The sequence below is a fragment of the Neorhizobium tomejilense genome (assembly GCF_964254135.1).
Classification (GTDB): Bacteria; Pseudomonadota; Alphaproteobacteria; order Rhizobiales; family Rhizobiaceae; genus Neorhizobium; species Neorhizobium tomejilense.
Genome location: NZ_CAXUSO020000002.1, coordinates 1,207,427 through 1,221,137 on the forward strand (window position 1 = coordinate 1,207,427; position 13,711 = coordinate 1,221,137).

The window sequence follows — 13,711 nt, forward strand, 5'->3', positions numbered from 1 at the left end:
CCCGTCATGAAGCGTACGTCCTTCATAGCCGCAATCGCCATCCTAGCGCCGTGCCTCGCCCATGCCGACGTGCCGGTGATCGACAAGCAGAACTACAAGATCGCCAAACAGACGGCGGACACGACCGACAAGATCCTCGACACCAACAAGAACATTCTGACCACGGTCGAGGACACCCTGAAGGCGGTGACCGGTGATCGTGGCAGCACGTCCCAACTGTTACAGGATCTCGCGATCGGCCAAGGGTTCAGTGTCTCTTCCATGCCGTCGCTGGATAGCCTGATCAAGGGCGGCATTCCCGATTTCGGCGGCATGAGCGGCGACGTCTCGAAGGTCGCCACCACGTTCATCAACGGGTTGCAACTGGTGAAATCGCTGTCGGGCAAGGACAATAGCGACCTCGCCAGCGACAAATCCTATGAGCAACTGGTGAATACCGTGCTCGGCGTTTCGGCCCTTATCAACGGCGCGCAAAAGGCGACCGAGACGCGACGTGGGGCTTTCGAAGCTGCCGGCCAGCAGATCGGCAAGGCGCAAGACATCAAGGGGTCGATCGACCAGAACACGCAGTTGCAGGTTCAGTCCGGCCTGACGCTCAACGAAATGATCGGCGTGATGAACGGCGCAGTGACATCCTTGCAGGCCGAGAACCAGCGCCGCCTCACCGATATCTCCAACAGCAAAAAAGCCCTCGCCTATGGCAATTGACGGCATGCGGGTAAGCGTCGCGATCGGCATCATTGCGGTTTCAGCGTCATTGGGCGGATGCGGGACGGTCAAGGAAAAGACGGCGCCGTGCAAGCGGCCGGCGGATCTCTCAGCCTATGCAAATGATCCGCGCCCCGATTGTGGACCGATGCACGCCGTCAACGATCCTGCGGCCGCCTTTGCGGCTCTTGGGCTGGAGTGAGTTCCTATGGAAGATTTCCTTGGCGATCTCCTGCAGCGCATCGAGGATTCCGGCAGTTCGTTTTCCGAGCAGGCCTATACGGTCGTCGGGCAGGAGATCATGCCGCTGCTGCAGGTCATGCTGGTGATCTACGTCGCTTATTACGGCCTGCAACTCTTTCTCGGAACTGCAAGGATCGGTGTCGGCGAGATCGTCGGCCGGCTCGCCCGGATGATGATCATCCTGGCGCTTGTCGGCTCGTGGACAAACTTCAATAACCTGTTCTATCACTGGATCAACGATACTCCCGAGGATGTCGGCCGGGCGATCCTGGCTGCATCCGGCACGGGCATTTCCGAGCCCACCAACGGGCTTTCGCAGATCTGGAAGACCGCCAACCAGGCCGCCTCGGCATTTGCCGAACAATCCGGCTATTTCTCGATCCTGCCGAGCATGATCGGCGTGTTGATCATGGTGGGCGCCGGGATATTCATCGCCGTCGCGCTCGCTATCCTCATTCTGGCGAAGGTCATGCTCTGGGTGCTGATCGGCACGGCGCCGATCTTCATAGCCTGCATGTTGTTCGAGAAAACTCGCAACTACGGTGTCGGCTGGTTCAACCAAGTGCTTACCTATGCGCTGATCCCGCTCTTCATCTATGTGGTGGCCTCCTTCCTGATCGCCGCCATGAACCCCGAGCTTTCGAAGATCGACGCCGCCAGCGGCTCGAGAACTTTGACGCTCGCAGACATTGCCGGCTTCCTGCTTCTGTGCGCGGCAGGCGCCTTCGTGATGCTCTACATCCAGTCGATCGGCCAGGGCATTGCCGGCGGCATCAGCGCCGGGGTCGGCGACGCGGCGTCGAGGTTCACCCGCTGGGCGGGATTTGGCGCCCTTCGCGGAACCACTGCCGCCGGGCGTTCGACATATCGCGCTGGACGGGCGCTGCAGGCCCAATCGCGCGACCGCGGTGGCGACGAAGATCCGTCAGGTACAAAGGCCGCGATGCAGACCAAGATCACCCAGAACAGCACGCCGGCCTGAGCCGAGAACGACAGACAAAGGGCAACAAGGCCAATGGCAGGGACAAACGACGATCGCCTTCGAACATATTATCAAAGCGGGGACATCTGGGAGCAGGAGATCGTCAAGCGGGCGAAACGGTCACGGGCCCTCGCCTGGTTCGTCACCTCGATCTTCGGGGCCATCACCCTCGTCAGCCTTGCGACGCTCGCTATGCTCGTGCCCCTCAAGAGTTTCGAGCCCTATATCGTCGAGGTCGACAGGAATACCGGTTATGTCGAGGTCAAGACCGGGTTAACACGGCCGACCAATCTAACCGAACAACAGGCCGTTACCCAGGCCAACATCGTCCGTTATATCCGCTCGCGCGAAGGCTACGATCCCTTTGCCATCGAGCAAAATTTCGGGATCGCGGCGCTGCTGTCGACCGGCAATGCCGCGCGCGAACTGCAGGATCTCTACAGCGCTGCCAACCTGCAGAACCCGGCCCGCGTCTATGGTCGCGACAAGCGGGTCACGACAGAGATTGCTTCGGTGACTTTTCCGAATGCCAGCACCGGCATCGTCAGGTTCACGACCGTCGAACAATCGGAAGCCGAGACCATCCCGCGCCATTGGATCGCGGTGGTGCGCTATCGCTACACGGACACGCCCGCCACCAACGAATGGCGCTTCGAAAACCCCCTTGGCTTCCAGGTCTACGACTACCGGCGCGACCAGGAAACCGTCACCGAGGGCGGCCGATGATGCTCAAGCGCGCCATCGCCCTTGCGATGTTTATGACATTAGTCACATCCATTGGATCGTTTGCCGCGCAGACACCGGCTGCCGGCCGTCTCGATGCGCGGGTGACCAGCGTCGTTTATCAACCGAACAACGTGGTCCGCGTCTACGCCACCTATGGCATTTCGACGATGATTATCTTCGACGAAGACGAGAAATTCGAGACGGTGGCACTTGGAGATACCGAGAGCTGGGACGTGGTGCCAACGGACAAGGGCAACATCCTGTTCGTCAAGCCGAAGGCGAAACAGGTCACCACCAACATGAACGTCGTGACCACCAAGCGGATCTACTATCTCGAACTCAACGACTATGCGCCCGAAGACGGGAAGAAGATCTTCGGCATCCGCTTCATCTATCCGGAAAAAGACCTCAATGCGTCGCTGCGCAGAGAGGCCGAGGCGCGCGCCGCCAATCCCAACATCGCCGGGATCGACAAGGCGAACGTCAATACAGACTATTCGTTTTCCGGCGACGGCGGCCTTAAGCCCCTGATGGTGTTCGACGACGGGAAAAAGACGTTCTTCAAATTCGGTCCTAAAGTACCTGCGATCTTCGCGGTGAATTCCGACTTCAGCGAGACATTGCGGAATTTTCGTCGCGAGGGCGACTACATCGTCGTCGATGGCACCGCGACCCAGTATACCCTGCGGGACGGTAACGTCTGGACCTGCATCTTCAATCTCCGCAAGCCGGATTTCGGAGCACCTGATCCGGCGATCATGGGGCCGGCGCATGACGAACAGGCGACGACACGCAAGAGGAGCGGAAACTGATGCAGCGGTCTCCCGAACTCGAAGCGATGCTAACCAGCGACGAGACCGCTGTCAGGGACAGTCGCGCCCGGCGTAGGCAATTCCTCGGCAGCGCGGCACTTCTGCTTGGGGGCGCCGCCCTCGCCTATGTTGTTGTCTTCGCCCCAGCAAGGCGCCTTCCCGAGAGCGTCAAGGGGGACGAGGAGTTCACGACGACGACGTTTCGACCGCCATCGTTTCTGCGCGACAATCAGAAGCCGCCTGAACAGCCCCCAGCGCCGGTGATCAAGCTGCCTGACCCTCCACCTGATCCGCCGAAGCCTGCGCCGCCGGACACCACGACGTTCGACGTGCCTCCGCCACCCGGCGTGGTCGTCGCGACGCCTCAGCAACAGCTGCAAACCGAAAAACCCGAAGAATTCCCCAAACGCTTCCTGTCGAAACAAATCGTCGTCGATTCGGCCAAACCAGACGATGCTCAGGGTGCATTTGGGTCCGGAGAGGACGGCGATCGGCCGACTGTCGCTGGTCAGGACCGCAACAGCAAGTTCTTTGCCTCCGCTTCGGCGATTGGAGACCGATCCGCGAAGGCGCGGCAAATTGATCGCATCGATGCGATGATCCCCGAGGGGACCTTGATCCCCGGCATACTGGAAACCGCCATCAATAGCGACCTCCCCGGCCAGATCCGCGCCATCACCTCGCAGGACGTCTATTCATTCGATGGCCGGCGCGTCATGATCCCGACGGGCACGCGATTGATCGGGGAATATCAATCGGAGGTCACCCGCGGCCAGAAGCGCATCTTCGTCATCTGGACGCGTCTTCTGCGCGACGATGGCGTGTCAGTACGGTTGAGCAGCATCGGCACCGACGGCCTCGGCCGTTCTGGCCTGACAGGCCTCGTCGACAACAAATGGCGGGAACGCTTCGGCTCGGCGATCCTGCTGTCGATCGTCGGCGCCGGGTCTAGCTACCTCACGGGTTACGGCAGCGGCCAATATTCGAGCGGCGGGAGCGGCAACGGCTCGTCCGACTCTGACCGCGCCGCCGAGCTTGCCCGCGAAACCATCGCCCAGACGTTTTCGGACATGGCCAACCAGGCGCTGGCGGAAAACCTGAAAATCCCGCCGACCATCAGCGTCCATCAGGGCGAGCGGATCTTCGTCTACGTTCGGCAGGATCTGGACTTCTCAGCCATGTATCCGGACCCCGTCCAGGAAGCCCTCAAGGAGATCAAGCATGAGCGAGGCCTTCGCCAAGATCAGAGCCGCTGAGATCAGCCCCTACTATTTCCTAGAGCGCGCGTTGGAGCCGCTGCGCGTCTTCCTCGATGATCCCGCGGTCGTGGAAATATCCGTCAATCGCCCGGGCGAGGTCTATATCGAGCGTCCTGGCACTGAGGCCATGCAGTACCATCATATTCCCGCACTGACCGCCCATGAGATCGAAAATATCGGCGAGCGCGTCGCTGGCGTCACCCACCAGTTTATCAGCCGTGCCAATCCGATCCTCAGCGCCGCCCTGCCGACCGGCGAGCGCATCCAGATCGTGCTGCCGCCGGCGGCCGCCAACGGTGGCGCGATATCGATTCGCAAACAGGTCACCAGCGATTTTACGCTCGAGCAATATCGCGACAACGGATCGCTCGACAAGGTGTCTGTCGCGATGGGCGGCCTGAGTGCCGTTGAACGCCGCTTGATCGATCTGCTTGAGGGAGAACAAATCTACGACTTCATCCAGACCGCCATTCGCGAACGTGTGTCGATCCTGATCAGCGGCGGCACGTCGACGGGAAAGACGACCTTCCTCAACGCTTGCCTGAAAACGATCGATCCATCCGAGCGGATCCTGACATTGGAGGACACCCGCGAACTGTTTCCGCCGCAGCCGAACGCCGTTCACTTGCTCGCCTCCCGCGGCGACCAGGGAACGGCGCAGGTAACGATCCAGTCGTTGCTGGAGGCCTCGCTGCGGATGCGGCCCGACCGCCTGTTCGTCGGCGAGATCAGGGGTTCGGAAGCGTTCGCTTTTCTGCGGGCCATCAATACTGGCCATCCCGGCAGCATGTCGACCGTGCATGCCGACACGCCGCTCGGCGCTTACGAGCAGTTGGCGATGATGATGCAGCAGGCGGGGATGTCGTCGGGGTATTCGAAACAGGACCTGATGACGTATATCCAGATGGTCATACCGATCGTCATCCAGTTGCGCCGGGATGGCGGCCGCCGGGGCGTCTCCGAGATCTATTTCGCAAGGCGGGCGACATGAGCCGCACTTACCTTGCAGCCTATCTTCTCTTCTGTTGCCTGATCGCACTCGCCGTCTGGATGATCGGTTACGCGCTCATCCTGCAGTTCGTGTTCAAGGACAGCCGCATCCTCAAGCTGACGGTCAGCGAAAATCCCTTCGCGCCGATCCAACAGCTGATGCTCTATTCCGACAGTCGGCCTTTGCAGATCGCGGCATTTGGCGCGCTGCTTTCCGCCGTCGCCATATCGGTGGCAGCCGGAGTGTTCGGCCTGCGACGACCATCGAACCCACTCGGCGATGCCGCCTTCCAGGATGTTGCTATGATCCGGCGTGGAAAGTGGTTTCGCAAAGACGGGCACATCTTCGGACGGATCGGCGGCAAGATCCTGCGCCGCCTGGACGACCGGCATCATCTGATCATTGGCCCGACCCGATCCGGCAAGGGCGTCGGTTACGTCATTCCAAACGCGTTGATGTTTCCCGGTTCGATGATCGTCACCGATCTCAAAGGTGAGATCTACCAACATACGGCGGGGTACCGAAAATCGACCGGAAACCAGGTTTTTCTGTTCTCGCCCGGGGCGCAGAAGACCCACCGCTGGAACCCGCTGGACTTCGTCCGGCAGGACCGCGGCAGTCGCACGATCGACATCCAGAACATGGCAAGCACCCTCATCCCCGAGACCATCGGCTCGGAAAATGCGGTCTGGCAGGGAACGGCGCAGCAGGTGATTGCCGGCGTCATCAGCTATGTGCTCGAAAGCCAGCACTACAAGAACCGCCGGAACCTCGGCGAGGTCAACGCGATCTTCAATGCCGGCGTCGATCTTCAGGTGCTGATGAAGCTGATCAAGGAAAACGAACCGGACCTGTCGCGCTTCACGACCGATAGCTTCAATGCCTATATTTCGTTGAACGAGCGGGCGGCGCGATCGGCACTGCTCGACATCCAGAAGGCGATGCAGCCATTTCGAAACGAGCGCGTCATCGCTGCGACCAACGTCACAGATATCGACCTGGCGTCGATGCGCCGGCGCCCGGTGACGATTTACCTTGCGCCGAATATCAGCGACGTCACCATTCTGCGCCCTCTCCTCACGCTATTCGTCCAACAGACGATGGACCTCCTCACCCGTGACTTCGATCCGAAAGCCCTGCCCGCCTATTTCCTGCTCGACGAGTTTCGCCAATTGAAGCGGATGGACGAGATCATGAACAAGCTACCCTATGTGGCGGGCTACAACATCAAGCTCGCCTTCATCATTCAGGATCTTAAAAACCTGGACGAGATATACGGCGAAACCGCACGGCACTCCCTGCTTGGCAATTGCGGCGTCCAACTTATCCTTGGCGCCAACGACCAGGCGACGGCCGAATATGTGTCGCGCGCCCTGGGAAAGAAAACGATCCGCTACAAGTCTGAATCACGGACAATCGAACTGATTGGCCTACCGCGTCGAACGAAAGTCGAACAGATACGCGAACGCGATCTGATGATGCCGCAGGAAGTTCGGCAAATGCCTTCAGAACGAATGATCCTGTTGATCGAGGGGCAGCCGTCGATCTTCGCAGGAAAGCTACGTTTCCATGAAATTGCAGCGTTCAAAACCGCGGCGGACTTTTCTCTGGCGCACCCGCCACCGGTGCCTGAAGTCGATTTCATTGCGCCACGGCCGGTGCCCGCCCTGGCCACGGAAGATCCGGCATCGCACGACCTTGGCTCCGATCCGCCAAATAGAAACCCACTGCCCGCGCCTGATATCCCGCTCTCGATTGCCAGGTCATTATCGCAGTCGATCGAGGATAGCAGGCTGGACGAACTGAAACGGCCGCCGAGTCCGCGTCAGGATGCACGCGACAGCCGTATCGCCGAAATGGAATCCGCGGTCAAAGCCTCGGCAGAGCGCTTGACGTTCGCTGTGGCAGCCAAGATTGCGGGAAGCGGCGGATCGGTGCGCAGTCGCGCCAGCGTCGAGGAAATACTACGACAAACCGTTCCTGATCCTGCCGATCTCGGCATCGCCTCTGCCACCTGAGACCCGGGCGGTTCACTGTCAACTCAGAGGTTGGCGGACTTGGCGCGGGTTCGTCGAAGGCATTGGCGTCACCTAAGACACGCGGCCTCAACGGACGCTCTATCTGTTCACATGCGGACTTCAGACTTACCGGAGAGACTATCTCGCGGCTTTTGGAGTGCCTCCTGGAGGGCTGTACTCTACTGAACGAGGCGCTTGGTCCGCTTAGCCCATTGCGGTCGTCGCCTTGTTGTCGTTAAAAGGCTGGCCTACATCAACGCAATGGACCTCTAGTGAGCGCTCGCCTGTCGACGGCCATCAGGATCGAAGAAGCCGCCAGGGCGATACTTAGGAAAACTCGGACCTTTCCCGACCGCGGTTTCGGAAATTATTCAGACCTGAGCGAAAGCAACCATATTGGCGTTGAGCCGATGCTTTTGGCGCTCTCGATGGAATTAGCGCTCAAAGCGTGGTTCGTTTTCGACTACGACAATCCAAAATTTGCCAAATCGCACGACCTGATAAAGCTGTTCGAACGCCTGAAGCCCGAAAGCCAAGCGAAACTCGACGCCGAGTTCAAAAGTTCGGTGGTCCCGTACCATCGCAACAGTCTCTTCGTGGACTACAACATTCGTCACATGCTGTATCAGCACAAGGATGCCTTCATCGACTGGCGCTATCTGCATGAGCCAACGAAAACGGTGAGATTTGACTTCGGCGCTTTCGAGGCGACGCTCGAAATGGTTCTCCGGGAATTCCAGAAGAGATACCGCATTGAGCCGGCGACGACACTTGGGCGGTGACTGGGGTAGCCATCACCAACCGTCCCCTGCCAACGCTGCCCTCTCGCCTCAACGCGGTTTCAAGGGGGCCGAGTTGAGGGACTGTCTGGAACGCAGCGGAGCGCGGTGAAGTGCTGATGGATGGAAGGGCCGCTACGTCGGTTGTTCGACCTGCGACTGAAGCCAAACGTTCCGCGCCGCAAGCCAATATCCTCGTTGCCCCCGTCATTTCGCCGGAGCGCGTGGGTCCGCTTCTTGCAATTTCAGCTTCTGTGGACTAGATGTAGCTACGTAACCACAAACGTCGGGGCTTGTCGTGACCATCACAACACTTTCAGGCCGTGAACTCAATCACGATCTCGGTCGCGCAAAGCGCGCCGCCAAGGACGGACCTGTCATCATCACTGACAGGGGACGGCCCGCGCACGTCCTTTTGTCTTTCGAGGAGTACAAGAGGCTTACCGGCAAAACGCGGACGCTGGGTGACATGCTGGCCGCGCCGGGCGCGGAAGACGTTGACTTGCCGCTGCCGCCACGTGCGGAACATGCCCAGCCGGTCGATCTGTCCTGATGTTGTTGCTCGATACGAACGTCGTGTCCGAGCTGCGCAAGGTCGCGACCGGCAGGGCTGACTCCAGTGTCGTTGCCTGGAACGAGACCGTCGATCCGGCCGAAACATTTATTTCGTCCGTGGTTCTGCATGAGCTGGAGATTGGCGTCCGCCTAGTGGAGCACAAAGATGCCGCCGCCGGGAAGGTGTTGCGCAACTGGCTGGAAAAAACAGTCCTCACAGCATTTTCAGGGCGTATCCTGCCGCTGGACGAGGCGGCAGCCGTCAAGGCCGCCCAATGGCATGTGCCCCATCCCAAACCGATCAATGACGCTTATATTGCAGCCACAGCCTTCACCCGACATATGACGCTGGTGACCCGTAACATCAAGGATTTCGAAGGCATGGGAGTGGCACTCGTGAACCCTTGGGCGACGTCGGCATAGGGCCATCCGGATCTTCGCTTCTTGTTCTGGACCATAATCGGGTAGGCGATCCGACTTTTTCGAGGCCGCGCGCGATGCGATCGTTTCAGCCTGAATGTCTGTCGCGAAGATCGTTCGCGCTGCTCGGTCCATCCGCGCGAGAGCGGAGCGCGCTCTATGCCGTAGGCATGGAGCTGGCCCGTGGCCGTCTCTGCCGATCCCGGTGACGATCCGCCCCTTCCATCTTCGCCGTGACGCGAGCCGGTCCGAACGCTTCCAGCCCATTCCTACCATCGGCGTCAGCGATCTCGCGGGAACAACGAAATGCCGGCGGCGCGGGCAACTTTCAGGACCTTGTCGAATTCAAGTGTCGTCTTGCCGTTTTCGAGTTCGGAAATGAACCGGCGACCGACGCCGGCGAGATCTGCGAAAGCCTGCTGGGTAAGCCGGCGTTCTTCACGGGCGTGGCGCACCATCCGTCCGAGATCTTCGGTTTGTTGATCTGCTTCTCTTCGGCTGAAGGCCCTACTTGGGATGACAGGTCGTCAAGAGTGAGCGGCAGTGACGCCTGAATTCGCTGCGAAATATCGGGCAGTTTGACATCGATCTTTGAGAGAGAACCGCTGAGCTCTCGCACGACCTCGCCCACGGCGCTAGCCTGCGAAACCGCTCCGGCGATCTCGGCAGCCGACTTGGCGAGACTGCTGTAGGTCGGGATATTTTCACTTATGTTTTTGAGGGCCTCTACAGGCGCGGGGACAGCTGCGAGACGTCGTGCGAGATCTTGCGCGACATTTGCGCTCGCTCGCAACTCATTCTGTACTATCTCGTCTTTTGATTTGCCCTGCTTGCGTGCCATGTCTCGCTCCCGAGCGGGAACATAACCGAGGCTTGAACGGAAATTAAGGGAGCACCACTCCGCTGATCGCTCCGGAATCCGCAGGCATCGCTTGTGGAATGAGCCCTAAAAGTCACTGAACCCATCTCGCTATCATAAACCATGCAGACGTGAGCGCGTGGTCCACAATGCCAATGGCCATGATCGCAACAAATATTAATCTACAGGCCTTAGCCCAGCCTTCGTTAGAGCGGGAAGGCTCTTCAACGAAAACTCGTTTGTCATGGCCACACATGATCACCTCACCGTTCACGGTCGTCCCGATCCCGGTCCACTTGTCGCTGCAACTCCTCGAGGCGGGGCACATGCTGTTTGGCGGGATCGTCCTTCGTTGTGTCACCGCTTGGATCGGCGTCTGTCCTTGCGCTTCCCTCCTGCGACGACGATGTCTTCCCGACTGTAGCGGGATCCTGGACTACCTTATCGTTCGCGGCGTCGCGACCAGGCCCCGCGACGGCATCGGTCGCCCCGGACCTCTCCCGTTTGTCTCGCTCTGCAAATCGGCGCTCTCGCTCGGCGACTAGAATTGCGGACTTGAGTTCAGCGTCCATTTCTGCGTCGCGGATCAACGCATTGCCGCTCGCACCGAGTTCTGCTGCCTTGGACAGTTGCAGGCGCAACTCCTCCTTCAAAGTCCGCGCACCGTCATCGATTTGCTCGCGCCCATGCAGCTGTTCAATGGCGCCTCGAACCCGTTCGATATCGATCAATGCCTTGTTCGCCGCTGCAGCAGCATCAAGGCCATGCCGCTCAACGGCATCACTCCATCGCCGTTGCTCGTCTTCGCGATCAGCGGTTCGAGATAAGCTCTCTTTCGACGCGGGCAGTTTCGACGTCTGCTCTTCGGTAAACTCCATCAGTTCACGTCGCGCAGCCACGTGTTCCCGTGCTGCCGCAGCGATCTCCTCGAAGTCCTTTCGATTATCCGACGACATGGCGCGTTCGGCCTGGAAAAGCGCCGTCTCGACGCGCTTCTCGTAAGCCACGAACTCCGACCTTGTCATATGGTGCATGTCTTCACCCTCCGAAACAAGCTCAGATAACTTTACCAAGTGTGTTCGGAATTGCGAAGCAGAATTTGTGGCATCTCTATCGCTGCGACTCGACACTCCGGTAGAGCTTCTTCGATCCTCAAGACGCGCTATCTGAGTGTCGACAAAATCCGGACGACTTTTAAAATCTCCATAATTCAATAGATTGCTCCACTCTTCCCGAGCAGCTTGCATATAGATCTGGCTGCGCGCGGTGGAGGCTCGGAAGGGGACATCGGAACGTTTTGACCTATAACGAAAATCCGCAGCTTGGGTCGTTCCCTCATATACGGTGCGACCGATTGTATTCAGTGGGCGAACTTGGTTTTTGGTATAGCTCGGTGGGCTCGCGCGATCGCGGCGATCGGTCATCTCCATGTCGATGCCATTTGCGCGTGCTTTCTCAGCCATAACCAGTCGCCACTGCCGAAAGGCGGGGATCGTAGTCTCGATCCTGTCGCCGGCATCCGATCGCATCGCGACGATCGCATGCACGTGGACGTGGGGACGTTTGCCGCCCGCGGCCTCAGCCTTTGGATCGCTGGACGCATCGTGCAGGGAAAATACGTAACGATGCCCGCCAAATTGGCTGCCGAGAAAGTCCCGCGCAGCATCCTGAAACGCAGCGGTATTGGTGCCCGCCCGTGCCGATATTATCAGGTGCATCACGTCGCGCGGTTTGCGGCTGTGAAGCTGGCCTCGCCACTCCTGCTGGACGAGGTCGCCGGCCCGCTTAGCGTCCATGACCGGCCGCCCCTGCTCGTCCTCTACCCTTCCTGGATACTGTTCGACAAGCCTGCGAAGACGGCTGGTCCCGTAGTCCGTGCCGTTGCCATGACCGGTGAACTGGAACCGGATGTCGTGCTCTCCACTCAGCGTCGCCTCCAACCGCTTCTGTACGATGGATGTCGCTTTGTCGTCGCCTGTAAGCCGCTCGCCATGCCGGTCGCGAAGCACGGCGACACCCTGGATTTCGAAGCCGGTGCCATCGGTTTGTTGGGCAACGGCAAAAGCGAACGCTCGGTCGCCCAGAGCGTAGCTGACGATCTCGCGACCTCGTTCGAAGAATTCACCGTCGGCGCTGGTGGCGTGCCCGACAGAGATCTTGAACAGGCCAATGTCGCGGCTTTCGGCTCGGCTGTTCATAAGATGATCCCACTCACCGCCGACCGCAGAGAGCTGATCCCTGCCGCGAAGCTGGTCGCCGCGCTCGTTCTCTACCCCGACCTCTCCGTTGCGGGAGACGTAGTTGATCATGGCGCCGAGCCGTGCGCCGCCACCGAACGATGCCATTTTCACAACCGCCGGCTGGCTCCCCGCGGCAAGCCCAGCAAATCGTGCCCGCATTGACCGGTCTGCCGGACGGCGGCTGCCGCTCCGACCAGAAAAACTGGAATGCATATGCCCAGGCAGGAATCCTCCGTCCTTCGACCCTCTTGCCCCTTGAGCCGCTGCTATGGAGCCGCTCCGGTGGCGCCGTTCGTCATCGTCTTCGAACGGGCGCCGGCCGAGCAAAAGGTCGTGAAGGAACGCGGCCTTGCGTTGCTCCCATTCTGCCGTGAATGCTCCGAGGAAGATCTCCATCAGCGTTTACCGCTGCGAAGGCATGCACCTCGCTCTGCATAAGACTTCAGTTCGATCAGAACCGCGGCAAGCACCCGGTGAACATCATCAGCCACAATTCTCGTTTCCTCCGCGAATGGGGATCCCCGACGGTTTGCAGCCCGCGCCAGCTGATTGAGGTTCACCCCAACCGCTCTCACCTCTGATAACAGCAGGCCTAGCACGGCTCGATCGACGTCAGTCAGGAATGGACGTACGCCGGCCCCTTCCAATGTGAGCGACCGCACGAAAGCCGAAACGGTCAGGCCCGCTGCTTTTGCCGCCTCCTCGATCATGCTGATCTCGGTCGTTCCGAACCTTGCATGGACCACCCTCGACTTCCGTTCGGCAGCGATTACCGGCACGGTCTCGGACGCTGAAGACGGGCTCATCGGCACCTCCTCGAAACAGGCCGCAGGCCCATCGACGGCTCGTCCGTCGATGGCCAGCAAATTTGTATCACAAAATTGCGTATCCTGCCAAAAAATCATTACCGTATCGGTAACATAATTTCAAGCCAATGCCACTCAAATGATCGCCAGTCGAGTGACCTCGGAAGGGTCGCAGCGATGCTGCACCCGCCAACACGTTCAACCCTCACCTGCAGTGCGTATATGCGACCTACCTCTACACAGTCATTAAATGCTGATGTTGCTTATGGATGTAGCAACTGTTTCTAGGTCCGTAACATATCCTGCATCGCTA

14 protein-coding genes are annotated in these 13,711 nt (G+C 59.5%); 11 read left to right on the forward strand and 3 right to left on the reverse strand.

Going from position 1 to position 13,711, the window contains the following annotated elements:
- The first annotated feature begins 6 nt into the window (after window positions 1-6).
- From ACSQ3G_RS28435 to ACSQ3G_RS28485, 11 genes are all read left to right on the forward strand, one after another.
- Window positions 7-708 (forward strand): type IV secretion system protein, encoded by a 702-nt coding sequence (locus tag ACSQ3G_RS28435; RefSeq protein WP_436112661.1) that lies wholly within the window; start codon window positions 7-9, stop codon window positions 706-708.
- The gene (locus ACSQ3G_RS28440; RefSeq protein ID WP_436112662.1) at window positions 698-910 is read left to right on the forward strand and encodes a hypothetical protein; all 213 of its coding nucleotides are present in this window, start codon (window positions 698-700) and stop codon (window positions 908-910) included. The genes ACSQ3G_RS28435 and ACSQ3G_RS28440 overlap by 11 nt, the downstream gene beginning before the upstream one ends.
- Before the next feature lie 6 nt (window positions 911-916).
- Entirely contained in the window at window positions 917-1,933 is a 1,017-nt protein-coding gene (locus ACSQ3G_RS28445; protein ID WP_436112663.1) for a TrbL/VirB6 family protein, read from the forward strand.
- A 33-nt stretch (window positions 1,934-1,966) separates the two neighbouring features.
- Window positions 1,967-2,659 carry a VirB8 family type IV secretion system protein gene (locus ACSQ3G_RS28450; protein WP_436112664.1) on the forward strand — a complete coding sequence of 231 codons (693 nt, stop codon included), beginning with the start codon at window positions 1,967-1,969 and terminating at the stop codon, window positions 2,657-2,659.
- 32 nt (window positions 2,660-2,691) lie between these two features.
- Window positions 2,692-3,471 carry a TrbG/VirB9 family P-type conjugative transfer protein gene (locus ACSQ3G_RS28455; RefSeq protein WP_436112665.1) on the forward strand — a complete coding sequence of 260 codons (780 nt, stop codon included), beginning with the start codon at window positions 2,692-2,694 and terminating at the stop codon, window positions 3,469-3,471.
- Window positions 3,471-4,727 carry a type IV secretion system protein VirB10 gene (gene virB10, locus ACSQ3G_RS28460; RefSeq protein ID WP_436112666.1) on the forward strand — a complete coding sequence of 419 codons (1,257 nt, stop codon included), beginning with the start codon at window positions 3,471-3,473 and terminating at the stop codon, window positions 4,725-4,727. Before ACSQ3G_RS28455 ends, virB10 begins: the two co-directional genes overlap by 1 nt.
- On the forward strand, window positions 4,693-5,721 hold the full coding sequence (virB11, locus tag ACSQ3G_RS28465; RefSeq protein WP_436112667.1) for a P-type DNA transfer ATPase VirB11: 1,029 nt from the start codon (window positions 4,693-4,695) through the stop codon (window positions 5,719-5,721). The genes virB10 and virB11 overlap by 35 nt, the downstream gene beginning before the upstream one ends.
- Window positions 5,718-7,739 carry a type IV secretory system conjugative DNA transfer family protein gene (locus tag ACSQ3G_RS28470; RefSeq protein ID WP_436112668.1) on the forward strand — a complete coding sequence of 674 codons (2,022 nt, stop codon included), beginning with the start codon at window positions 5,718-5,720 and terminating at the stop codon, window positions 7,737-7,739. Before virB11 ends, ACSQ3G_RS28470 begins: the two co-directional genes overlap by 4 nt.
- Before the next feature lie 272 nt (window positions 7,740-8,011).
- A complete protein-coding gene (locus tag ACSQ3G_RS28475) occupies window positions 8,012-8,521 on the forward strand; it encodes a hypothetical protein (RefSeq protein ID WP_436112669.1) in 510 nt (169 codons plus the stop codon).
- Between the two features lie 295 nt (window positions 8,522-8,816).
- Window positions 8,817-9,071, forward strand: coding sequence for a type II toxin-antitoxin system Phd/YefM family antitoxin (locus ACSQ3G_RS28480; protein WP_046636114.1), 255 nt, complete (start codon window positions 8,817-8,819; stop codon window positions 9,069-9,071).
- Window positions 9,071-9,496: a type II toxin-antitoxin system VapC family toxin gene (locus ACSQ3G_RS28485; RefSeq protein ID WP_436112670.1), complete on the forward strand. Its 426-nt coding sequence runs from the start codon at window positions 9,071-9,073 to the stop codon at window positions 9,494-9,496. The genes ACSQ3G_RS28480 and ACSQ3G_RS28485 overlap by 1 nt, the downstream gene beginning before the upstream one ends.
- A 278-nt stretch (window positions 9,497-9,774) precedes the next feature.
- On the opposite strand, the gene ACSQ3G_RS28490 is transcribed toward ACSQ3G_RS28485, so the two are convergent.
- The 3 genes from ACSQ3G_RS28490 to ACSQ3G_RS28500 all read right to left on the reverse strand — a co-directional run bounded on the left by ACSQ3G_RS28490 (window position 9,775) and on the right by ACSQ3G_RS28500 (window position 13,497).
- The gene (locus tag ACSQ3G_RS28490; protein WP_436112671.1) at window positions 9,775-9,951 is read right to left on the reverse strand and encodes a helix-turn-helix transcriptional regulator; all 177 of its coding nucleotides are present in this window, start codon (window positions 9,949-9,951) and stop codon (window positions 9,775-9,777) included.
- 664 nt (window positions 9,952-10,615) lie between these two features.
- Entirely contained in the window at window positions 10,616-12,988 is a 2,373-nt protein-coding gene (locus ACSQ3G_RS28495; RefSeq protein ID WP_436112672.1) for a hypothetical protein, read from the reverse strand.
- A complete protein-coding gene (locus tag ACSQ3G_RS28500; RefSeq protein ID WP_436112673.1) occupies window positions 12,988-13,497 on the reverse strand; it encodes a plasmid mobilization protein in 510 nt (169 codons plus the stop codon). Before ACSQ3G_RS28500 ends, ACSQ3G_RS28495 begins: the two co-directional genes overlap by 1 nt.
- Window positions 13,498-13,711 lie beyond the last annotated feature (214 nt).

What these genes read in the sequence shown, in the direction of transcription:
- ACSQ3G_RS28445 (WP_436112663.1), top strand. Translation starts at nt 917, where the DNA reads ATGGAAGATTTCCTTGGCGATCTCCTGCAGCGCATCGAGGATTCCGGC.
- virB11 (WP_436112667.1), top strand. Translation starts at nt 4,693, where the DNA reads ATGAGCGAGGCCTTCGCCAAGATCAGAGCCGCTGAGATCAGCCCCTAC.
- ACSQ3G_RS28500 (WP_436112673.1), bottom strand. Translation starts at nt 13,497, where the DNA reads ATGATTTTTTGGCAGGATACGCAATTTTGTGATACAAATTTGCTGGCC.
- virB10 (WP_436112666.1), top strand. Translation starts at nt 3,471, where the DNA reads ATGCAGCGGTCTCCCGAACTCGAAGCGATGCTAACCAGCGACGAGACC.
- ACSQ3G_RS28490 (WP_436112671.1), bottom strand. Translation starts at nt 9,951, where the DNA reads ATGGTGCGCCACGCCCGTGAAGAACGCCGGCTTACCCAGCAGGCTTTC.
- ACSQ3G_RS28450 (WP_436112664.1), top strand. Translation starts at nt 1,967, where the DNA reads ATGGCAGGGACAAACGACGATCGCCTTCGAACATATTATCAAAGCGGG.
- ACSQ3G_RS28435 (WP_436112661.1), top strand. Translation starts at nt 7, where the DNA reads ATGAAGCGTACGTCCTTCATAGCCGCAATCGCCATCCTAGCGCCGTGC.
- ACSQ3G_RS28495 (WP_436112672.1), bottom strand. Translation starts at nt 12,988, where the DNA reads ATGGAGATCTTCCTCGGAGCATTCACGGCAGAATGGGAGCAACGCAAG.
- ACSQ3G_RS28455 (WP_436112665.1), top strand. Translation starts at nt 2,692, where the DNA reads ATGACATTAGTCACATCCATTGGATCGTTTGCCGCGCAGACACCGGCT.
- ACSQ3G_RS28440 (WP_436112662.1), top strand. Translation starts at nt 698, where the DNA reads ATGGCAATTGACGGCATGCGGGTAAGCGTCGCGATCGGCATCATTGCG.
- ACSQ3G_RS28485 (WP_436112670.1), top strand. Translation starts at nt 9,071, where the DNA reads ATGTTGTTGCTCGATACGAACGTCGTGTCCGAGCTGCGCAAGGTCGCG.
- ACSQ3G_RS28470 (WP_436112668.1), top strand. Translation starts at nt 5,718, where the DNA reads ATGAGCCGCACTTACCTTGCAGCCTATCTTCTCTTCTGTTGCCTGATC.